Genomic DNA, 20,057 nt, shown 5'->3' on the forward strand with positions numbered 1-20,057 from the left:
GAGATCAGCCGCCGAAGAGCACCGGCCGGCACGACGCCGAGTACCCACCGGGCACGCTGCCGTCGAGGCTGTCGGCCGAGGTGACGACGCCCGTGGCGGTGTCGAGCTGGAGCACGATCCCGTTGGCGTCGACGATCTGGAAGAGTCCGCCGCCGAGCGCCGTGGACCGGACCGTGCCCGGGTCGGGCACGCCGGCGAGGTCGCAGTGCTGGCGGACGAGCTGGGCGAACTGGACCGCGGCGGCCGACTCGGCGGCGTCGGCGTCGTCGCCGCCGGGCCGCGACGAGGGGCGCGCCGCGGCCGGGACCGGGGTGGTCGGACCGGTCGCCGCCCCCTCCGCGGTCGGCGCCACCGGAGCGGTCGTGGTCGGCTCCGGCGGCGGCGCCGGTGCGATCGTCGTCTCGGGCGGTGCGGTCGCAGGGACCGCCGTGGTCGTCGGCGCCGTCGTGGTGGCGCCCGGCGCCGCGGTCGTGGTCGTCGCCCCCGCGGCCTCCTCCCTCGGCACCACGTGGGCCGCGGCCTCGTCCGCGCCGTCGGCGCCGACCGCGCGGACCACCACGGCCGCGAGCACGAACACCACGAGCGCGGCGACGAGCACGCCGAGGATCCACCCGCCCCGGTCGGGCCCGTCGTGGTCGGCCCCGTCGTGGGTGTCGTCCTGGGCCTGGTGGCCGTCGCCCGCCATGGGGTCCCTCCCGATCCGCCGCCGGTCCACGGGGACCGCTCAGCCCCCACGATGAGAGACTTCGGGGGCGAGAGCAAGTCGCCCCCCGAGGGCCTGCTTGGGCTGTCGCGCCGCACGCACTACACTCACCGGTCGGCCGTGCACGGGGTGCGCCCCACCGGCCCGTGAGACCGCCCCACCAGAGAGACTGCGCCACCAGAGGGTGGCAACCCCCGCCGAGCGTGGCGGAACGACCGGAGAAGAGACAGCCATGGCCGCCGTGTGCGAGATCTGCGACAAGCGCCCCTCGTTCGGGATGAACCTCAGCCACTCCCACCGCCGCACGAAGCGGCGCTGGAACCCGAACATCCAGCGCATCCGCGTCGCGACCCCGCAGGGCACCAAGCGCATGGACGTGTGCACCGGCTGCATCAAGGCGGGCAAGGTCACCAAGCCCGTCGCCAGCCGTCCCCCGGCCTGAGCCGACCCGCCGCGCACCCCTCCCGGCAGCGCCCGGGGAGCCCCGCCAGGATCACGGATCCCCGCTTTGCCGCGCCCGATCGGCCACCGGTACGGTGATCGTGGGCCAGAGGATTCCCAGACCGGGGACCCGACCAGTCAGGAGCGGCACCCAGCGTGGAACGGACGGCACCGTGCAAGGCGTGATCAAGTCCTACGACCCGGCGACGGGCGACGGCATCGTCGTCCGCGACACGGATCTGGCCGAGCACGACCTCGCCCCCGCGGCGCTCGACGGCACCCTGTTCCGCATGCTCCGCCAGGGGCAGCGGGTGCAGTACGACCTGGACGCCGAGGGCCGGGCGACCGACCTCCAGATCGGGTCCGAGGTGGACATGGGCACACCGAGCTTCCGGGCTCACGCCGAACCGGCGCCTGAGACCGCCTGATAGATCGTCACGGCCGGCCGACGGAGATCGGCCCGACACAGACCGGGGAGAACGATGGCAGGGACCACCAGCAACCAGCAGCTGCTCGACTGGGTCGAGGAGTGGCGGCAGATCTTCCAGCCCGACGCGGTCGAGTGGTGCGACGGCAGTGCCGAGGAGTACGACCGGCTCTGCCAGCTGCTCGTCGACAACGGCACCTTCGAGCGGCTGTCGGAGGCGAAGCGCCCGAACAGCTACCTCGCGCTGTCGGACCCGAGCGACGTCGCCCGGGTCGAGGACCGCACGTTCATCGCCTGCGAGCAGGAGATCGACGCCGGCCCGACCAACCACTGGCGCCCCCCGGCCGAGCTCAAGGCCGAGATGCTCGACCTGTACCGGGGCACGATGAAGGGCCGCACGATGTACGTCGTGCCGTTCTCCATGGGCCCGCTCGGCTCCCCGATCGCGCACATCGGCGTGCAGCTGACCGACTCGCCGTACGTGGCGGTCTCGATGCGGATCATGACCCGCATGGGCCAGGGCGCCCTGGACGTGCTGGGCGACGGCGAGTGGGTCCCCTGCCTCCACTCCGTCGGCGCGCCGCTCGCCGAGGGCCAGGCCGACGTGCCGTGGCCGTGCAACGAGACGAAGTACATCTCGCACTTCCCGGAGACCAAGGAGATCTGGTCCTACGGCTCCGGCTACGGCGGCAACGCCCTGCTCGGCAAGAAGTGCTTCGCCCTGCGCATCGCCTCGACGATGGCCCGCGACGGCGGCTGGATGGCCGAGCACATGCTCATCCTCGGCATCACCTCGCCCGAGGGCGAGAAGCGCTACGTCGCCGCGGCGTTCCCGTCGGCCTGCGGCAAGACCAACATGGCCATGCTGATCCCGTCGCTGCCGGGCTGGAAGGTCGAGACCGTCGGTGACGACATCGCGTGGATGAAGTTCGGCGACGACGGCCGCCTCTACGCCATCAACCCCGAGGCCGGCTTCTTCGGCGTCGCCCCGGGCACGTCGAACGAGACGAACAAGAACGCCATGGACACGATGTGGGGCAACTCCATCTTCACCAACGTGGCGAAGACCGACGACGGCGACGTCTGGTGGGAGGACATGTCCGAGCCCCCGGCGCACCTCGTCGACTGGAAGGGCAACGACTGGACGCCCGAGTCCGGGACCCCCGCCGCCCACCCGAACGCCCGCTTCACGACGCCGGCCTCGCAGTGCCCGTCGATCGCCCCCGAGTGGGAGGACCCCGCCGGCGTGCCGATCTCGGCGATCCTCTTCGGCGGCCGGCGCGCCACCAACGTCCCGCTCGTGACGCAGTCCTTCGACTGGCAGCAGGGCACCTTCCTCGGCGCCGTCATGAGCTCCGAGAAGACGGCCGCCGCGGCCGGCACCGTCGGCGAGGTCCGCTTCGACCCGTTCGCGATGCTGCCCTTCATGGGCTACAACGTCGGCGACTACATCCAGCACTGGCTCGACATCGGCGGCGCCACCGACGCCGACAAGCTGCCGAAGCTGTTCTGGGTCAACTGGTTCCGCAAGTCCGACGACGGCAAGTTCCTGTGGCCGGGCTTCGGTGAGAACAGCCGGGTGCTCAAGTGGGCGCTCGAGCGCATCGCCGGCACGGCGGACGCCACGGAGACCCCGATCGGCTGGGTGCCGACCCCCGACTCGCTCGACACCGAGGGCCTCGACATCGACGCCGACACGCTGGACCAGCTGCTCGACGTCGACCCGATCGCCTGGAAGGGCGAGGTCGAGCTCATCGGCAACCACTTCGAGTCGATCGGCGAGCGCCTCCCCGCCACGATGCGCGACGAGCTCTCCGCCCTCGAGCACCGCCTCGGCGGCTGACCGTCCCGACGGCCGGTCGCCCCGGCCGGGTAGGGGTCACCGGTGGCCATCGAGTTCCGGACCTCCCCCACCACCACGCTCGGCGTCGAGCTCGAGCTCGGCCTGGTCGACCGGGGGTCGCGTGAGCTGGTCAACGCCGCGTCCGAGGTGCTGGCGCGCCTCGCCGGCGGCGGACCCGGCACCGGTGCCGCAGCGCGGGGCGAGGGCGACGAGCCGCCCGAGCACCCCAAGGTCAAGCACGAGCTGTTCGAGTCGACGCTCGAGGTGATCACCGGCATCAACGACACGGTCGACGCCGCGGTCGCCGACCTCACCGGGACGCTGGGCGAGGTCGGCGGCGCGCTCGCCGCCGGCGACTCCGACCTGGGGCTGATCGCCTCGGGCACCCACCCCTTCAGCCGCTGGGCCGACCTGAAGGTCAGCCCCGCCGACCGCTACCGGGAGCTCATCGAGCGGATCGGCTGGCCGGCGCGGCGACTGGCGATCCACGGGACCCACGTCCACGTCGGGGTGCGCTCGGGCGAGATGGCGGTCGCGGTCACCAACGGCCTGGCAGTGCAGCTCCCGCTGTTCCTCGCGCTGTCCGCCTCGAGCCCCTACTGGGAGGGCCACGACACCGGCCTGTGCTCGGCCCGCACGAAGATCTTCGAGAGCCTGCCCACGGCGGGGCTGCCGCCCGGGCTCGACGGCTGGGACGACTTCCAGGAGTTCATGGGCACCCTCCTCACCGCCGGCGCGATCAACTCGATCCGCGAGGTCTGGTGGGACGTGCGGCCGCACCCCGACTTCGGCACCGTCGAGCTCCGGATGTGCGACGCCCTCCAGTCGATGGACGAGGTCCGGGCGATCGTGGCGCTCGCCCAGTGCAGCGTGGCCGACCTGCAGGCCAGGGCCGCGGCCGGCGAGCCGACCGCGACCGTGCGGGACTGGGTCATCCGCGAGAACAAGTGGCTCGCCGCCCGGCACGGGATCGACGCCGAGATCATCACCGACGACCGGGGCAGCCGGCGCCCGGCGAGGGAGCTCGTCGCTGAGGAGGTCGACCGGCTGGCGCCGATCGCCGACGAGCTGGGGTGCGCGGGCGACCTCGCGCTCGTCGGGCGGATCCTCCGGCACGGGAGCGGCGCGGAGCGGCAGCGGGCCGTGCTGGCGGGCGGCGGCGACCACCGCGACGTGGTCGACCTCCTGCTCGCCGAGTGGGACGCGGGGATGCCGGCGTGACCGCGGGCATCGGGGCGGCGGACGCGCTCGGCGCGCTGGTGGCGGCGCGGACCGACGAGCTCGTCGCGCTGCGACGGCACCTGCATGCCCACCCCGAGCCGAGCGGCCAGGAGCACGACACGACCACGCTGCTCGTCGAGCGGCTCGAGGTCGCAGGTCTCTCCCCCGTCGTGCTGCCGAGCGGCACCGGCCTGGTGTGCGACGTCGGGCCCGGCGACGGGCCGCCGACCGTCGCCGTCCGCGGCGACATCGACGCGCTGTCGATGCAGGACGACAAGGACGTGCCCTACCGCTCCCGCCGCGACGGCGTCGCCCACGCCTGCGGCCACGACGTCCACACCGTCATCACCCTCGGCGCCGGCCTGGCGCTCGACGAGGCCCTGCGGGCCGACGCGGCGTCGGGCGGACCGCCCCGCCGGGTGCGGCTGGTCTTCGAACCGTCCGAGGAGCGCGTGCCGGGCGGCGCCGTCGAGGTGGTCGCCTCGGGCGCGCTCGACGGGATCGACGCCATCTTCGGCCTGCACTGCGACCCCAAGCTCGACGCCGGCCTGCTCGGCGTGCGGGTCGGTCCGCTGACATCGGCCTCCGACCTGGTCGAGATCCACCTCTCCGGCCCCGGCGGCCACACCGCCCGGCCCCACCTCACCGTCGACCTGGTCGACGTCGCGGCCCGGGTGGTGCGGGAGCTGCCGACGCGGGTGGTCGAGCTCGCCGGCGACCCCGACCTCCTGCTCGTCTTCGGCGCAATCGCGGCCGGCGACGCCCCCAACGTGATCCCGACCCGGGCCGAGCTCCGCGGGAGCCTCCGCACCCCGGACCGCGAGGTGTGGCAGCGCGCCGCCGACCTGCTGCGCGACGCGCTCGCCCACGTCGTCGGCCCGACGGGCGCGGCGTGGGACCTGGATCACCGCCGCGGGGTCCCGCCGGTCGTGAACCGGCCCCGTGAGACCGAGCTGCTGGCGGCCGCCGGCGCCGCCGTGCTCGGACCCGGCGGCGTGGTCACGTCCCCCCGCAGCGCCGGTGGCGACTCGTTCAGCTGGTACCTGGAGCGCACCGGCGGCTCCTACGGCCGGCTCGGCACGCACCCCCCGGGCCTGGCCGAGCGCCTCGACCTCCACGCCGGCACGTTCGACGTCGACGAGTCGGTGATCCCGATCGGCGCCGAGGTCCTGGCCCGGGCCGCCGTCGGCGCGCTCGATGACCCCGCCCGCGGCGACGACCTCACCTGACGCGGGTCACGTGCGCCGGCGCCGCGGGCGAGCCGGACCGGGCACGACGCCCGTCAGCCGACGAGCATCGCCCGTATGCCGAGGCCCATGAGGAAGAGGCCGCCGAAGCCGTACAGCAGGTACTGGTGCGCCCGCATCTGGTTCCGGTAGCTGTACAGGATCGCCACCGTGATGATGGCGACGAAGCCGTAGAACATGTGGAACTGCGGGGCCTTGAAGCCCTCGCCGGCCACCATGTACACGCCGAGGCACACCTGCACGAAGATCGTCGCCTCGACGAAGATGACGAACCACCACAGCGCCCGGACCCGCAGCGCCGGGATCCAGTGGGCACCCAGGCACCACAGGCCGCCGAGCGCGTTGCCGATGATCACCATCCAGGCCCACTCCGTGTGGAACTGCAGGACGGAGGCGAGCACCGGGCGGACGTTAGCGGGCACGCTCCGACGCCCCGCAAACCGGTGGCAAGCTGCCCCGGTGCAGCACGCCCGGCTCGTGATCCACCGGCTCCACCTCGACGGCGTGGAGCTCCCGCTGCGGTTCGGCACGCTGGTCGCGGTGGCCCGGACCGACGACGACGGGCCCGCGACGGACCGCATCGACTGGGAGATCGTGGCCGACGGCGTCGAGCAGTACCGGGGCGAGCTGCAGCGCCACCACGTCGAGCTCCTGTGCATCACCGGGGCGGACGACGAGGGCCACCTGGTGCTGGGCGAGCTCGAGGGCGACGCGATCGTCGTCCGCTTCGTCGAGCGCACCGTCGTGCTGCGCGGCGACGGCCCGCTGACCGGCCTCACGCCCGAGGTGTTCGAGGCCTGAGCGACCTCGGCGTCACCGGACCCGAGCCGTTCCTGAGACCCTCCGAAGGGAGAGATCGGAGGATCTCCTCACATTCCGCCTGTCACCGCCGCGGACCGGGTACGTTCGGTCAGGTCGGGGTGGCTCCCGGCAGGCGGAGGGGCGATGAGCCGGACGGCGACGACCGAAGGAGCGACATGACCCCTCAGACCCGAACGTCGAGCAGCGATCACGAGGTCGAGGGCTACGTGCCCCCGATCAGCTTCCAGGAGCTGCACGAGGCCGGCCGGTTGAGCATGCCCGGCGCCGAGGCCTACGAGGAGGGCTACGGCCCGATCGGCGAGGCGACCGATGCGTCGCAGGAGCCCACCGACCGGCTCGAGGCGTTCGTCGACGCCTGGGCGAGCGCCGGGCACACCCCGGCGGAGCCGCTGCTCCCCTGACGGTTCACGCTCCGGGACCGGCAGTTCACGCTCCGGGACCGCGCCGCCACGCGGCGCAGCGGAACGAGTGCTCGACACCCAGCGGCCAGCGGGAGTTCATGTTACGGATGCATGACGACGGGCCGGCCGGGGAAAGATTCGACCATGTGGTGGATCGTCACGCTCCTCACGCTCTGGGTTGCCGTCGGGCTGGCCGTGTCCATGCTCGTCGGCGCCGGCACCAAGTGCCCCCCGCAGCCGGGACCGCGCTCGCAGACCCGGCGGCGCCGTCGCTCGGACCTCGTGCTGGTCAGTCCCAGATCGACGCGGCGAAGGGCACACCCTCGCCTCGCCGTCGCCCGACGCGGATGAACCACTCGGTGCCGAACGCGCGCTCGAACTGCTCCTCGCCCATCGTGAGGAACCAGGAGTCGGGCGCGATCTGACTGGCGTGCGCGACCATCGCGCCGCGCTTGGCCCGCACGAACGACCGCACGTCGACCGCGTGGGTGATGTGCGCCTCGGGTTCGCCGAAGTCGTCGGGGATCTCTCCGATGTCGGGTTCGTCGGCCGGCGGCTCCGACCCCTCGCCCAGCTCACGGGCGGCCTCGGCGGCGGCCCGGGCCTCGGCGATGCCGGCCAGGATGTGGTCCCGGTTCATCGTCGCCTGCAGGACGATCGGCGTGCCGGCGAGCTCGGCGGCCCGCAGCCCGACGCGGTGGACCTGGATGTGGTCGGGGTGGCCGTAGCCGCCGTGGTCGTCGTACGCGGTGAGCACGTCGGCCGACTCCTCGGTGAGGATGGCCGCGAGCCGGTGGGCGGCGTGCTCGACGTCGGTCGACCAGAAGGAGTACGGCGCGTCGTTGTCGGGCTCGCCCATCATCCCCGAGTCCACGTAGCCGAGGAACTCGACGCGCTGCGCGCCCAGGATCCGCGCCGCGTCGAAGGTCTCGGCGATGCGGCGCTGCCAGAGCGCCTCGCCCTCCTCGAGGACGTCGGGGACGATCTCGCCGTGCTCGCCGCGGGTGGCCACGACGAGCACGACCCGGTGGCCCTCGGCCGCAGCGAGCGCCATCGTGCCGCCCGTCTGGATGCACTCGTCGTCGGGATGGGCGTGGAAGCACACGACGGTCGACATCCGCCGCAGGCTAACTCCCGCCCCTGACGGCGCCGACACGGCCGGAGACGGGGGCGCGCCCTGCGCCGCAGGGCCGCTCGGCTGCGACGCTCAGCCCGCGACGGCGCCCGAGCCGCGCAGCGCGGCGACGCCGTCGGCATCGAGCCCGAGCCAGTCGGCGAGCACCTCGTCGGTGTGCTGGCCGACGTGGGCCGGCGGGCGCTGGACCTCGGCCGTGGTCCGGCTGAAGCGCGGCGCCGGTGCGGGCTGTGCGATGCCGGCCACCTCGACGAACGTCCGCCGGGCGACGTTGTGCGGGTGGTCCTTCGCCTCGCTCATCGTCAGCACCGGCGCGAAGCAGACGTCGGTGCCCTCCATGACCCCGCACCACTCGTCGCGCGTCTTCGTGAGGAAGATCTCGGCCAGCGTGGACTTCAGGTCGCCCCACGCCGCGCGGTCCATCTGGCGGGGCAGCTCCTCGCCACGGTCGCTGTAGGCCTTCTCCAGCCCGGTGAGCTCGACGAGCTGGGCGTAGAACTGCGGCTCGATCGAGCCGATCGACACGTAGCCGCCGTCGGCGCACTCGAAGGTGTCGTAGAAGTGGGCCCCGGTGTCGAGCATGTTCGTGCCCCGCTCCTCGGACCAGATGCCCATGGCCGAGAACGCCCACATCATCGTCATGAGGCTGGCCGCACCGTCGACCATCGCGGCGTCGACGACCTGGCCCGAGCCGGACCGCTGCGCCTCGAGGAGCGCGCACACCATGCCGAACGCGAGCAGCATGCCGCCGCCGCCGAAGTCGCCGACGAGGTTGATCGGCGGCGTCGGCTTCTCGCCCGCGCGGCCGAGGTGGGCCAGCACGCCGGCGAGCGCGATGTAGTTGATGTCGTGGCCGGCGGTCGGGGCGTAGGGGCCGTCCTGGCCCCAGCCGGTCATGCGGCCGAACACGAGCTTGGGGTTGCGCTCGGCGCAGGCGTCGGGCCCGAAGCCGAGCCGCTCGGCGACGCCGGGCCGGAACCCCTCGATGAGGCCGTCGGCCTGCTCGACGAGGTCCATGAGCACGGCCATGCCCTCGGGCGACTTGAGGTCGAGCGCGATCGACCGGCGGCCGCGGTTGAGGATGTCGGACGGCGGCGCGTCGGGATCGCCGCCCATGGCGTTGGCGGCCCGGTCGACGCGGATCACGTCCGCACCCATGTCGGCCAGCATCATGGCGGCGAAGGGTCCGGGGCCGATCCCCGCGACCTCGATGATCCTGACCCCGCTCAACGGTCCCACTGCGTGCCCCCTCGGCTCCGGCGCGCCTCTCGGCCCCGGTGTGACTGGTGCGTCCGAGTGTTCCCGGCCGCGTCGGGAGCGTCAAACGACGGAAGGGCGCCCCGGCTCAGGCGGCGAACACCTCGTGGCCGGCGACCAGCGTGCGCACGGGAAGGAGCGCGTCGTCGAGGACCGCCACGTCGGCGACGTCGCCCGGGCGGAGCCGCACGTCGTCCAGGCCGAGCAGCCGGCGCTGGACGCCGCCGCACGCGTCGACCGCGTCGGGGAGGTCGAGCCCGAGGCCGACCAGGTTGCGCAGCACGGCGTCGGGGGTGGCGATGCTGCCGGCGAGCGTGCCGTCGGCCAGCGTCGCCCGGCCGTCGCGGACGGTCACCGTCATGCCGGGCTCCTCCTCCCACGTGTCGAGCGAGGCGAGCCCCGCCGGCGGGATGCAGTCGGTCGTCGCCGCGACGCGACCGGCTGCGGCGTGCAGCGTGAGGCGCACCGTCTCGTCGGCGACGTGCACGCCGTCGGGGATCAGCCCCACGACGAGATCGGGACGGGCGAGCGCGACCGCCGCCGGCCCGGGGTCGCGCGAGGTCAGGCGCCGGTGTGCGTTCCAGCAGTGGGTCAGGTGGCGGGCGCCGGCCTCGACCGCGGCGAGCGTCGCCGCGACGTCCGCGTCGGAGTGGCCGATGCTGACGACCACGCCGCTCGCGGCCAGGTGGCGCACGAGCTCGACACCGCCCGGCACCTCGGGAGCGACGGTCACGAACCCGACCTGGCCGGTCGCGAGCAGCCGGGCCGCGGCGTCGATCGACGGCGCCAGGAACGTCCGCTCGTCGTGGGCGCCCTTGAACGCCACGTTGAGGAACGGGCCCTCGAGGTGCGCGGGCAGGAAGCGGCAGCCCCAGGGCGCGCCCGCGTCGAGCGCCGCCGACTGGTCCGCCGCCACCTCGCCGAGCACGTCGAGGGCGCGGACGTAGCCGTCGAGCGACAGCCCGAAGTACGTGGGCTGCACCGCCGTCGCCGCGTGGGCGGCGAGCGCCTCGCCCGCAAACCGGTAGCCCGCCAGGTCGGTGCGTCGGAGGTCGATGCCGGCAAACCCGTTGACCTGGAGGTCGACGAGCCCAGGCACCGCGATCGGGCCGGGGGCCGACCCGGACGCCACGCCGACCTCCTCGACGCGCCCGCCGGCGATGCGGACGTCGCCGGGCACGACTGCGCCGTCGACCAGCGCGGCGCCGACCCCGAGCAGCCGTCCCGCCCCGGCCGGCGCGCTCACGGCGCGGGGATGGCCACGGGGTCGCCGCCCACGGCGGCCGACCGGTACGTCGCGTCGGCCAGGACGTGGGCCCGCAGGGCGTCGACGACGTCGGGGCGGAGCCGCTCGGGCGTGTCGCCGTCCAGGTGCGCCTGCACGGCGCGGAGGAACTCCTCCTCGGAGCTCGGCGCGGCGATGCCGCGGGCGGCGAGCCACGGGAGGAGGTCGTCGCCACCGACGACCACCTCGTCGTCGGCCGTCTGGCGCCGGACCGGGCCGACGTCGTCGGACTCGAGCGTGACGGTCGCGTTCTCGCAGAACACCTCCATCCGCCGCTGGCTCGGGCGGGCCAGCACGTCGTGCCAGATCGAGGCGAGGTTGCCCGACGCTCCGCTCGTGAACCGCAGCAGGGCGCTGACCGAGTCCTCGATGCCGTCGATGCCGTGGAAGAACGACTGGTGCGCACCGATCGTGTCGACCGGTCCCAGCAGCCACTCGAGCAGGTCGAGGTCGTGGATCGAGTGCTCCATCAGCGCTCCGGAGCCGGCGAGCTCCGTGTCGCCCCGCCACGTCGACGCGTACATGCCCTGCGTCGGGATGTACTGGTCGTCGCGGAAGACCACGTTCATCACGCGGCCCGACGTCGGGTCCTGGATCATCTCCCGCATGACGAGGAGCGTCGGGCTGGAGCGCATGACCAGGCCGACCATGTTGACGACGCCCGAGGCCCGCACCAGCTCGACGAGCTCCCGCGACCGCGGCAGGTCGAGCGACAGGGGCTTCTCGCAGAAGAGGGGCACGCCGGCCTCGGCCACCAGGCGGACCATCGGCAGGTGCTCGGCGGTCCAGGTGCAGACGAACACGGCGTCGGACCGCTCGATGACCTCCTGCGGCGTCGCGCAGACCTCGGCGCCCTGACCGCTGGCCAGGCCGGCGGCCCGCTCGACGTCGGGGTCGTGCACCGCCACGATGCGGTTGTCGGGCCCCGGGCCGTCCCTGACGATGTTGAGCTGGATGGCGTGGTACGCGGCGATGAGGCCGGCCCCGAGGAACCCCACACGGATGGACATCCGGCGCAGCGTACGGGTTCGGCGCCCCGGCGCACCTCACCGCCCGTCGGCCGCGGCGGGCCCGCGGCGCGGCGTGGCGTACCGTGCCGTCCGTGAGCGTGACGTTCGGGGTCCACACCGGACCGGCCAACACCACCGTCGACGAGCTGCGGGCGCTCTGGCGCCGTATCGAGGACCTGCCGTTCGACTGGATCTCGATCTGGGACCACTTCTACGCGGCCGACGGGCGCTCGACGAACTGCCTGGACGCCGTCGTCGCCCACACGGCCCTGGCGATGGACACCGAGCGGGTCCGGTGCGGTTCGCTCGTGTACTGCGCGGGCTACCGCCACCCCGGCGTGCTGGCCAACGCCATCGCCGGGATCGACCAGCTCTCGGGCGGCCGGGTCGACGTCGGCGTGGGCGCGGGGTGGCTCGGCGACGAGTACCGGGCCTACGGCATCCCGTACCCCTCGGCCGGGCGCCGCCTCGACCTCCTGGAGGAGCACGTCCGGTGCCTCCGCGGGCTGCTGCGGGGCGAGCCGTTCTCGTACGAGGGCGAGTTCTTCACGCTGACCGACGCGGTGGTGGACCCGAGGCCGGTGCAGGCCGAGGTGCCGATCTGGATCGGCGGGGGCGGCGAGCGCCGGACGCTCAAGATCGTCGCCGAGCTCGCGGACGGCTGGAACGTCCCGTTCATCGGGCCCGACGACTACGCCCGCAAGCGCGAGGTGCTCGCCGGGCACTGCGACGCGATCGGGCGGGACCCGGCCGAGGTGCGGTGCTCGGTCAACGTGGGCTGCGCTCCCGACGAGGCGTCGCTGCACCGGCAGTTCGGCGACATCGCCGAGTTCGTCCGCCCGGGCGTGCTCATGGGCAGCACGGACCGGATGGTCGACGCGATCGGCCGGTACGTCGACGCCGGGGCCGTGCAGGTCAACCTGGCGCTGCGGGCGCCATTCGAGGTCGCGGCGCTGGACCACCTGGCCGCCGCAGTCGACCAGCTCGCCGGCACGACCGGCCGCGGGTGAGCCCCACGATGGGCGGACCACGGCTCGACCACCTCACGCGCCGGCGCACGTACGTCGTCGGCAGCCGGCAGGGCCGCCCGAACCGGCCGTCGACCGACTGCCCGTTCTGCGTCGGCGGTCTCGAGGCCCCCGACCCCTACGACGTGCGGTGGTTCCCGAACCGGTGGCCGGCGATGGACGGCGACCGCTGCGAGATGGTGCTCTACACGCCCGAGCACGACGCGGAGTTCTGGGCGCTCGGCGTCGACGGCGCCCGTCGAGTGGTCGACCTGTGGGCGGAGCGGACCGCGGCGCTCGGCGCCCGCGACGACGTCGAGTACGTGCTCGTGTTCGAGAACCGCGGCGCCGAGGCGGGCGCCACGATCCCCCACCCGCACGGGCAGATCTACGCCTACCCCGAGGTCCCGCCGGTGCCGCTGCGGGAGCTCGTCGACGGCGTCCTGCTCCCCGACCGCGTCCCCGACGACCTCCTCGTCGGCCGCCACGGCGACTGGCTGACGTGGGTGCCGCACGCGCCGACGTGGCCCTACGAGCTGCGCCTCGCGCCGCTCGCCGAGGCCCCGGACCTCGTCGACCCGCGCTGCGACCGCGACGGGCTCGCCGCTGCGCTCGTCGACGGGCTGGCGCGCCTCGACCAGCTCTTCGACGAGCCGATGCCGTACATGCTCTGGATCCACCAGCGCCCGACCGACGGGCGGGACTGGCCGGGCGCCCGCGTCCACGTGCACGTGAACCCCCTCCACCGGGCCCCGGGGGTGCAGCGCTACGTCGCTGCGGCCGAGCAGGGCGGCGGCGTCCACTTCGACCCGGTCGACCCGGCGGCGGCGGCCGCGCAGCTGCGGGCGCTGCCGGGCGCGCCGGCGGTCCGGGACGGGGATCGGGCCGAACGGTGAGCGACATCACGGTCTGGGCGCCGGGTCGGGTGAACCTGATCGGCGACCACACGGACTACGTCGGCGGGCTGGTGCTCCCGATGGCGGTGCAGCTGGGCACGACGGTGACCGCCGAGCGCGACGAGGACGGCCCGGGGCCCGGGCGCCTGGTGCTCCGGTCCGACCGGCTCGACGGTACCGTCGACGTCGAGCTCCCGGTGGTCGACGCGGCCGGGGTCGAGCCGGCCTGGGGTCGCTACGCGGCCGGCGTTGCGCAGGAGCTCGGCGCGACGGTGGGTCTCGACGGGACGATCCGGTCGGACCTCCCGATCGGCGGCGGCCTGTCGTCGAGCGCGTCGCTCGAGGTGGCCGTCGCGCTCGCGCTCGGGGCGGAGGGGACGCCGCTCGAGATCGCCCGCCTCTGCCAGCGGGCCGAGGCCGCCGCCACCGGCGTGCCGTGCGGGATCATGGACCAGCTGGCGGTGGCCGCGGGCGTCGACGGCCACGCCCTGCTGATCGACTGCAGCACCGACGAGGTCACGCCCGTGCGCGTGCCCGACGCCGCCGCGGTCTGGGTCGTCGACTCCGGCCAGCCCCGCGAGCTCGCCGGCTCGGAGTACCCGCTCCGCCGGGCGCAGGCCGAGGCCGCCGCCGAGATCGTCGGCGCGCTCCCCCACGCGTCGATGGCCGACGTCGAGGCGATCGACGACCCGGTGCTGCGGGCCCGCGCCCGCCACGTGCGCACCGAGTGCGACCGCGTCCGGGCGTTCGCCGCCGCCGTCGCGGCCGAGGACCTCGTGCGGGCCGGCGAGCTCATGGTCGAGAGCCACCGCTCGCTCCGCGACGACTACGAGGTGTCGACGCCGGTCCTCGACGACCTCGTCGAGCAGCTCGTCGCGACCCCCGGCGTGCACGGGGCCCGCCTCACGGGCGCGGGGTTCGGGGGCTGCGTGGTCGCCCTCGCCGACCGCGGCATCCGACTGCCCGGGACGAGGGTCCGCCCGACGGTCGGCGCCACCGTCTTCTGGGACTGACCGGTTCCCGCCGGGGCGCGACCGGCGCGGGCGCAAGTCCGTGGACGTCCGGCCGAGGGGTCCGCGAGCATCCGCCGCCGTGGAGCCCATCGCCGAACCGACGTGGACGAACGGCCTCGGACCCGCCCTTCCGGCCGAGGCCTTGGCGGCGACCCGGCGGTTGCCGGACAAACCCGACGGCGTGGTCCTCGACGGGGCGCGGGTGCGGCTGCGGCCGGTCTCGACCGGCGACGTCGAGGAGCTGTTCCTGATCTCGAGCGGTGCGCCGGTGGCGCGGCTCGGCCGCGAGGTCGCGGCCTACGACCCCGACGAGCGGATCTGGCGGTACATGCCCATCGGACCGTTCGCCGACGCCGCCGCCTTCGCCGCCTTCCTCGGGCCCTTCTCGTCGCAGCCCGACGCCCGCACGTTCGTCGTTGAGGACCGCGCCACCGGCGAGCTGCTCGGGAGCGCGTCGCTGCTCGCCAGCTCGGCTGCCCACCTCAAGGTCGAGATCGGCGCGCTCTGGTGCACCCCGGCGGTGCAGGGCTGCGGCGTGAACCTCGAGGCGTGCCGGCTGCTGCTCGACCACCTCTTCGGGCTGGGCTACCTGCGGGTCGAGTGGAAGTGCCACGCCGGCAACGAGCGCTCGAGGGCGGCCGCGGTCCGGCTCGGGTTCCGCTTCGAAGGCGTCCAGGAGCAGCACTCGATCCAGAAGGGGCGTCGGCGGGACACCGCCTGGTTCCGGATCCTCCGCGACGAGTGGCCGGTCGACCCGTCCTGATCCAGACCCGGCCTGAACGCTCGTTCCGCGTGCGCTCGTCGTCGCACTGCGACGGCCGGCGCACCGAGAACGGTCGGGAGCGGCCCGGCGGCGACGTCGCGTCAGCCGGCGGGCGGCGCCGGCGGCTGCCGTGACAGCACCTGCGCCTTCTGCGCCTCGAACTCCGCGTCGCTGAGGTGGCCCTGGTCGCGCAGGGCGGCGAGCTTGGTGAGCTCGTCGGCGACGGACCCGCTGCTCGACCCCTCGGCCGGCATGCGGACGCGGTCGAACTTGCGGTTCTCGTTGTCCTCCATGGTCTGGTACAGGAGGTTCTGCACCGCCACGGGGTTGCGGATGTCCTCGAAGCGCTGCTCGCCCCCGTGGCCGGCGGACTCGATCATCAGGTCGCCGGCGCGCACGAGCCGCTCGAACAGGTGCTGGTGGAAGAAGACGGTGTTGATCCGCTCGAGCGGGATCTCGATGCCCCGCTTCGAGATGATCCCCTCGCGGTAGATGCAGCGGTCGGTCGTGATCACGAAGTTCGTCGACCACCACTTGATGAGCCGCTGGCAGAGGTACAGCAGGCTGAGGACGATCGCCGCGATCGCCAGCCACTTCGTCCCCGTGCCGAACCACCCCTCCCAGCCCTGGACCAGCAGGAAGATGCCGAACGCGATCGCGAGGACCACCCAGATCACCGACCACATCAGCATGATCCAGTGGGGGTGCTCGTCCACGACGATCCGCTCGTTGGCGTGCAGGTTGCTGCGGTCGTAGGCCACGGCCGCCAGCGTAACGGCGGGGTCACGGCCCGCGGCAGGATCCCGGGACCCGCTGTCACGGGCCGCTGGTACGTTCGCCGGGAGTGGCGAACCCCTCCGAGCTCCCCCTCCCCGATCGACTCGTCGGGGACGACGGCGCGGTCGCGGACCCGTCGGGCGGCGACGGTCCCGGCGCCACGGCCGCGGCCTCGAGCCTGCTGCGGGGGCTGAACGAGCACCAGGAGGCAGCGGTCACGTCGCCGTCGTCGCCGCTGCGGATCCTCGCGGGCGCCGGTTCGGGGAAGACCCGGGTGCTGACCCACCGGATCGCCCACCGCGCCGAGGTCGGCACGCTCGACCCGACCCGCGTGCTCGCGGTGACGTTCACGCGCAAGGCCGCGGGCGAGCTGCGCGACCGCCTCGGACGGCTCGGCCTGCGCGACGGCGTGCACGCCGGCACGTTCCACGCCATCGCCTACGCGCAGCTGCGCCAGCGGTGGGAGGAGCGCGGCATCGCGCCCCCCGAGCTGCTCGACCGCAAGGTCGGCTTCGTCGCTCGCCTCATCCCCGGCCGCAGCGACCGCACCACGCCGCTCGACGTGACGGCCGAGATCGAGTGGGCCGCCGCCCGGCGGATCACGCCCGAGCGCTACGAGCCCGAGGCCGCCAAGGCCCGCCGCCGGCCGCCGGTGCCGCTCGCCACCGTCGCCACGGTGTACGACCGCTACGTCGAGCAGAAGCGCCGACGGCGCCTCGTCGACTTCGACGACATCCTCCGGCTGGCGGCACGCGACCTCGAGGCCGACCCGGTGTACGCCGCGGCCCGGCGCTGGCGGTTCCGCCACCTGTTCGTCGACGAGTTCCAGGACGTGAACCCCCTGCAGTTCCACCTGCTGCAGCAGTGGCTCGGCCCGGACTCCGACGTGTGCATCGTGGGCGACCCGAACCAGGCGATCTACGCCTGGAACGGCGCGGATGCCCGCTACCTCGTCGACTTCGACCACTTCTTCCCCGGCGGCGAGACGGTGACGCTCGAGGACAACTACCGGTCGACGCCCCAGATCCTCGCCGTGGCCAACGGCGTCCTGCAGCGGGGGTCGAACGTGCCGATCCGGCTCCGGCCGCACCGCCCCGCCGGCGAGGTGCCGACCGTGCGGGCCCACGCCGACGACGTCGCCGAGGCGCGCGCCGTCGCCCGCGCCTGCCGCGACGGCCACCGTCCCGGCGTGCCGTGGTCGGCCCAGGCGGTGCTGGTGCGGACCAACGCCCAGACCACCCTGCTCACCGAGGCGATGACGTCGGCCGGCGTCCCGCACCGCGTGCGCGGCGCCGGTCGGCTGCTCGAGCAGCCCGAGGTGACCGAGGCGCTGCAGGTCGTCCGCCGGGCGCCCTCGCTCGACGTGGCGCTGGCCGACCTCGACCACGACGTCGTCGGCGGCGACCGGCTGACCGAGGAGCGCGCCGCCAACGTGGCCGAGGTCGTCCGGCTCGGACGCGAGTTCCTCGCGCTCGAGCCGTCGGGCGACGCGCCTGCGTTCCTCGCCTGGCTCACCACCACGCTCCGCGACGAGGACCGCGGGGGTGGCGACGCGGTCGACATCGTCACCTTCCACGCGGCCAAGGGCCTCGAGTGGTCGGTGGTGCACGTGGCCGGGCTCGAGGAGGGCTACGTCCCGATCCACCACGCCGAGACGACCGACGACGTCGACGAGGAGCGCCGGCTCCTGTACGTCGCGCTGACCCGGGCGCGCGACGAGCTCCACTGCACCTGGGCGCGCAAGCGCACGTTCGGGTCGCGCAGCATGAACCGCTCGCCGTCGCCGTGGGTGGAGTCGATCGAGACGACGCTCGGGGTGGCGCCCACCCAGGTGTCGCGGTCCAAGGGCGCCGAGCGGGCCCGCGCCGCCCGCAAGGCGATCCCGAAGGCGGGCGTGCCCACCTCCGGCCCCGAGAAGGTGCTCTTCGAGGCCCTGCGAGCCTGGCGGCGCGACCAGTCCCGCGCCGCCGACGTACCGGCGTTCGTCATCTTCAACGACGCCACGCTGGGGGCGATCGCCGAGCGCCGGCCGCGGTCGCAGTCGCAGCTGCTCGACGTGCCCGGCGTCGGTCCGGTGAAGGCACAGCGCTTCGGCGCCGACGTCCTGCGCATCGTCGCGGAGTCGGCCGGCTGAGCGGCCCCGGGCCGCACCGAGGTCGGGACACTGCGCGCCCGCATCGGGCGCACGCCGACCCGGCTCGGGGCCGGCGACGCGAGGGCGTCAGTCGTCGCGGGCGTCGAGCAGGCGCTGGAAGTGGCCCGACTCGAACGCGATGAAGAGGCCCTCGGCCTCGGCGCGCAGCTCGCCGTCGGCGACGATCGTGCCCTTCGCCCAGATCTTGCGGCCCTCGCGGCGGTCCAACCACCCCTCCATCCGGAGCGGCGTGTTGAGGGGGGTCGGCCGCCGGTAGTCGACGCCGAGGTGGGCGGTCATGCCCTGGGTGCCCGACAGCGACTGGGCCGCCCCGAGCAGCTCGTCGAACGCGCCGGCCACGTAGCCGCCGTGCACGCACCCGGGCGGGCCCTCGTACGCCGAGCCGAACGTGACGTCGCAGACCACCCGGTCGCCCTGCTGCTCCAGCCGCATCGGCGGCGACATCGGGTTGGCCAGACCGATGAACGGGCTGTGGTCGAAGAAGGCCCAGACCTCGGTGGCCTCCGGGATCTCGCCGGCGACCGCCGCCTCGGCGAACCCCTGGTACGTCTGGCCCTTCGGCAGGGCGCCGAGCACGGCGGCGAGGTTCTCGAGGTCGTCGGCGGCCGACGAGAGGTCCTCGGTCGTCGCGGTCGTCGACACCAGCGAGTCGATGATGCCGCGCATCGCCTGGGCGAGGCGGCGCACCTCCTGGCGGCGCGGGGTCAGCTCGAGCCGGGCGAGGCCCTCGACGCGGGGGCTGGTGGGCGCCTCGTCGGGGACGGCGGCGGCGCCGTCGGTCGCCTCGCTCACGCCGCGTCCACGTCGTAGACGGCGAGCACCGGCGTGTGGTCCGACGGCTTGGAGCCCTTCCGGGCGTTGCGGTCGATCAGGTCGACCGTGGCGCGCTCGGCGAGCGCGGCGGACGACAGCAGGTAGTCGATGCGCATCCCGCGCTTCTTGTGGAAGTCGCCGTTGCGGTAGTCCCAGTAGGAGAAGATCCCGTCCTCGGGGTACCGCCGGCGCAGCGTGTCGACGAGGCCCCAGTCGGTGACGTTCGCCAGCGCGGCCCGCTCCTCGGGGGTGACGTGGGTCGAGCCCTCGAACGCGGCGGGGCTCCAGACGTCCTGGTCGGTGGGGGCGATGTTCCAGTCGCCGAGCAGCACGACCAGCTCGTCGGGCGAGTGGTGCGCGTCGAGGTGGGCCCGCAGCCGGCCCAGCCACGCGAGCTTGTAGTGGTAGTGGTCGGCGCCGACCTCGCGCCCGTTCGGGACGTAGACGGTGCCGATCCGGATCCCGCCGCAGGTGGCCCACAGGACCCGGGCGTCCTCGTCGGGGTCCTCGCCGTCGTCGAAGCCGGCGACCACGTCGTCGATGCCGACCTTCGACAGGATCGCCACGCCGTTCCAGCGGCCCTGCCCGTGGTGCACCGAGTCGTAGCCCAGCCGCTGGAAGTCCATGCCCGGGAACTGGGCGTCGGACATCTTGGTCTCCTGCAGGCACAGGACGTCGGGCTGGACGTCGGCCAGCCACTCCTCCACCCGGGGCATGCGGGCGTTGAGCGAGTTCACGTTCCACGTGGCGATCAGCACCGGCCGCAATCTACGCGACGACCGCCCGACGACCGGCCGGCGGGACGGCGCGCGCTGGCCGCGGAGGGTGGCGGGACGCCCGC

21 protein-coding genes are annotated in these 20,057 nt (G+C 74.0%); 12 read left to right on the forward strand and 9 right to left on the reverse strand.

Features of this window, described 5'->3' with window-relative positions:
* Positions 1 to 4: 4 nt before the first annotated feature.
* The gene (locus LH044_RS05045) at positions 5 to 685 is read right to left on the reverse strand and encodes a hypothetical protein (protein WP_227758705.1); all 681 of its coding nucleotides are present in this window, start codon (positions 683 to 685) and stop codon (positions 5 to 7) included.
* Positions 686 to 935: 250 nt separating this feature from the next.
* Between LH044_RS05045 and rpmB the strand changes: the two genes are divergently transcribed.
* The 5 genes from rpmB (at position 936) to LH044_RS05070 (ending at position 5,864) form a co-directional block, all read left to right on the forward strand.
* Positions 936 to 1,145 (forward strand): 50S ribosomal protein L28, encoded by a 210-nt coding sequence (gene rpmB, locus LH044_RS05050; protein WP_227758706.1) that lies wholly within the window; start codon positions 936 to 938, stop codon positions 1,143 to 1,145.
* Between the two features lie 181 nt (positions 1,146 to 1,326).
* Positions 1,327 to 1,572, forward strand: a complete 246-nt coding sequence (locus LH044_RS05055) for a LysM peptidoglycan-binding domain-containing protein (protein ID WP_227758707.1) — start codon at positions 1,327 to 1,329, stop codon at positions 1,570 to 1,572.
* A gap of 54 nt (positions 1,573 to 1,626) precedes the next feature.
* The gene (locus tag LH044_RS05060; protein ID WP_227758708.1) at positions 1,627 to 3,414 is read left to right on the forward strand and encodes a phosphoenolpyruvate carboxykinase (GTP); all 1,788 of its coding nucleotides are present in this window, start codon (positions 1,627 to 1,629) and stop codon (positions 3,412 to 3,414) included.
* A 42-nt stretch (positions 3,415 to 3,456) separates the two neighbouring features.
* Positions 3,457 to 4,635 carry a glutamate--cysteine ligase gene (locus LH044_RS05065; RefSeq protein ID WP_227758709.1) on the forward strand — a complete coding sequence of 393 codons (1,179 nt, stop codon included), beginning with the start codon at positions 3,457 to 3,459 and terminating at the stop codon, positions 4,633 to 4,635.
* Positions 4,632 to 5,864, forward strand: coding sequence for an amidohydrolase (locus tag LH044_RS05070; RefSeq protein WP_227758710.1), 1,233 nt, complete (start codon positions 4,632 to 4,634; stop codon positions 5,862 to 5,864). The genes LH044_RS05065 and LH044_RS05070 overlap by 4 nt, the downstream gene beginning before the upstream one ends.
* A 53-nt stretch (positions 5,865 to 5,917) precedes the next feature.
* On the opposite strand, the gene LH044_RS05075 is transcribed toward LH044_RS05070, so the two are convergent.
* Entirely contained in the window at positions 5,918 to 6,283 is a 366-nt protein-coding gene (locus LH044_RS05075) for a hypothetical protein (protein WP_227758711.1), read from the reverse strand.
* A 58-nt stretch (positions 6,284 to 6,341) separates the two neighbouring features.
* Between LH044_RS05075 and LH044_RS05080 the strand changes: the two genes are divergently transcribed.
* The gene (locus LH044_RS05080) at positions 6,342 to 6,683 is read left to right on the forward strand and encodes a hypothetical protein (RefSeq protein ID WP_227758712.1); all 342 of its coding nucleotides are present in this window, start codon (positions 6,342 to 6,344) and stop codon (positions 6,681 to 6,683) included.
* Positions 6,684 to 6,859: 176 nt separating this feature from the next.
* Positions 6,860 to 7,105: a hypothetical protein gene (locus LH044_RS05085; protein ID WP_227758713.1), complete on the forward strand. Its 246-nt coding sequence runs from the start codon at positions 6,860 to 6,862 to the stop codon at positions 7,103 to 7,105.
* Positions 7,106 to 7,394: 289 nt separating this feature from the next.
* Here the strand turns inward: LH044_RS05085 and LH044_RS05090 are convergent, their stop codons facing one another.
* The 4 genes from LH044_RS05090 to LH044_RS05105 all read right to left on the reverse strand — a co-directional run bounded on the left by LH044_RS05090 (position 7,395) and on the right by LH044_RS05105 (position 11,792).
* The gene (locus tag LH044_RS05090) at positions 7,395 to 8,222 is read right to left on the reverse strand and encodes a PIG-L family deacetylase (protein ID WP_227758714.1); all 828 of its coding nucleotides are present in this window, start codon (positions 8,220 to 8,222) and stop codon (positions 7,395 to 7,397) included.
* A gap of 90 nt (positions 8,223 to 8,312) precedes the next feature.
* Entirely contained in the window at positions 8,313 to 9,479 is a 1,167-nt protein-coding gene (locus LH044_RS05095; RefSeq protein ID WP_227758715.1) for a CaiB/BaiF CoA transferase family protein, read from the reverse strand.
* A gap of 106 nt (positions 9,480 to 9,585) precedes the next feature.
* Positions 9,586 to 10,743 (reverse strand): N-acetylglucosamine-6-phosphate deacetylase, encoded by a 1,158-nt coding sequence (locus LH044_RS05100; RefSeq protein WP_227758716.1) that lies wholly within the window; start codon positions 10,741 to 10,743, stop codon positions 9,586 to 9,588.
* A complete protein-coding gene (locus tag LH044_RS05105; RefSeq protein WP_227758717.1) occupies positions 10,740 to 11,792 on the reverse strand; it encodes a Gfo/Idh/MocA family protein in 1,053 nt (350 codons plus the stop codon). Before LH044_RS05105 ends, LH044_RS05100 begins: the two co-directional genes overlap by 4 nt.
* Before the next feature lie 92 nt (positions 11,793 to 11,884).
* Between LH044_RS05105 and LH044_RS05110 the strand changes: the two genes are divergently transcribed.
* The 4 genes from LH044_RS05110 (at position 11,885) to LH044_RS05125 (ending at position 15,471) form a co-directional block, all read left to right on the forward strand.
* Complete coding sequence (locus LH044_RS05110; RefSeq protein ID WP_227758718.1) at positions 11,885 to 12,802, forward strand: LLM class flavin-dependent oxidoreductase; 918 nt, start codon at positions 11,885 to 11,887, stop codon at positions 12,800 to 12,802.
* Complete coding sequence (locus LH044_RS05115) at positions 12,799 to 13,695, forward strand: galactose-1-phosphate uridylyltransferase (protein ID WP_227758719.1); 897 nt, start codon at positions 12,799 to 12,801, stop codon at positions 13,693 to 13,695. The genes LH044_RS05110 and LH044_RS05115 overlap by 4 nt, the downstream gene beginning before the upstream one ends.
* Positions 13,692 to 14,708, forward strand: coding sequence for a galactokinase (galK, locus tag LH044_RS05120; protein ID WP_227758720.1), 1,017 nt, complete (start codon positions 13,692 to 13,694; stop codon positions 14,706 to 14,708). The genes LH044_RS05115 and galK overlap by 4 nt, the downstream gene beginning before the upstream one ends.
* Before the next feature lie 79 nt (positions 14,709 to 14,787).
* Positions 14,788 to 15,471: a GNAT family N-acetyltransferase gene (locus tag LH044_RS05125; RefSeq protein ID WP_227758721.1), complete on the forward strand. Its 684-nt coding sequence runs from the start codon at positions 14,788 to 14,790 to the stop codon at positions 15,469 to 15,471.
* 101 nt (positions 15,472 to 15,572) lie between these two features.
* Here the strand turns inward: LH044_RS05125 and LH044_RS05130 are convergent, their stop codons facing one another.
* Positions 15,573 to 16,232, reverse strand: a complete 660-nt coding sequence (locus LH044_RS05130) for a PH domain-containing protein (RefSeq protein ID WP_227758722.1) — start codon at positions 16,230 to 16,232, stop codon at positions 15,573 to 15,575.
* 83 nt (positions 16,233 to 16,315) lie between these two features.
* Between LH044_RS05130 and LH044_RS05135 the strand changes: the two genes are divergently transcribed.
* On the forward strand, positions 16,316 to 18,382 hold the full coding sequence (locus tag LH044_RS05135; RefSeq protein WP_227758723.1) for an ATP-dependent helicase: 2,067 nt from the start codon (positions 16,316 to 16,318) through the stop codon (positions 18,380 to 18,382).
* Between the two features lie 87 nt (positions 18,383 to 18,469).
* Here the strand turns inward: LH044_RS05135 and LH044_RS05140 are convergent, their stop codons facing one another.
* Together LH044_RS05140 and LH044_RS05145 are read right to left on the reverse strand one after the other, a co-directional pair.
* Positions 18,470 to 19,195, reverse strand: a complete 726-nt coding sequence (locus LH044_RS05140) for a PaaI family thioesterase (RefSeq protein WP_227758724.1) — start codon at positions 19,193 to 19,195, stop codon at positions 18,470 to 18,472.
* On the reverse strand, positions 19,192 to 19,974 hold the full coding sequence (locus LH044_RS05145) for an exodeoxyribonuclease III (protein WP_227758725.1): 783 nt from the start codon (positions 19,972 to 19,974) through the stop codon (positions 19,192 to 19,194). The genes LH044_RS05140 and LH044_RS05145 overlap by 4 nt, the downstream gene beginning before the upstream one ends.
* Positions 19,975 to 20,057 lie beyond the last annotated feature (83 nt).

The sequence above is a fragment of the Dermatobacter hominis genome (assembly GCF_020715685.1).
Lineage (GTDB): Bacteria > Actinomycetota > Acidimicrobiia > Acidimicrobiales > Microtrichaceae > Dermatobacter > Dermatobacter hominis.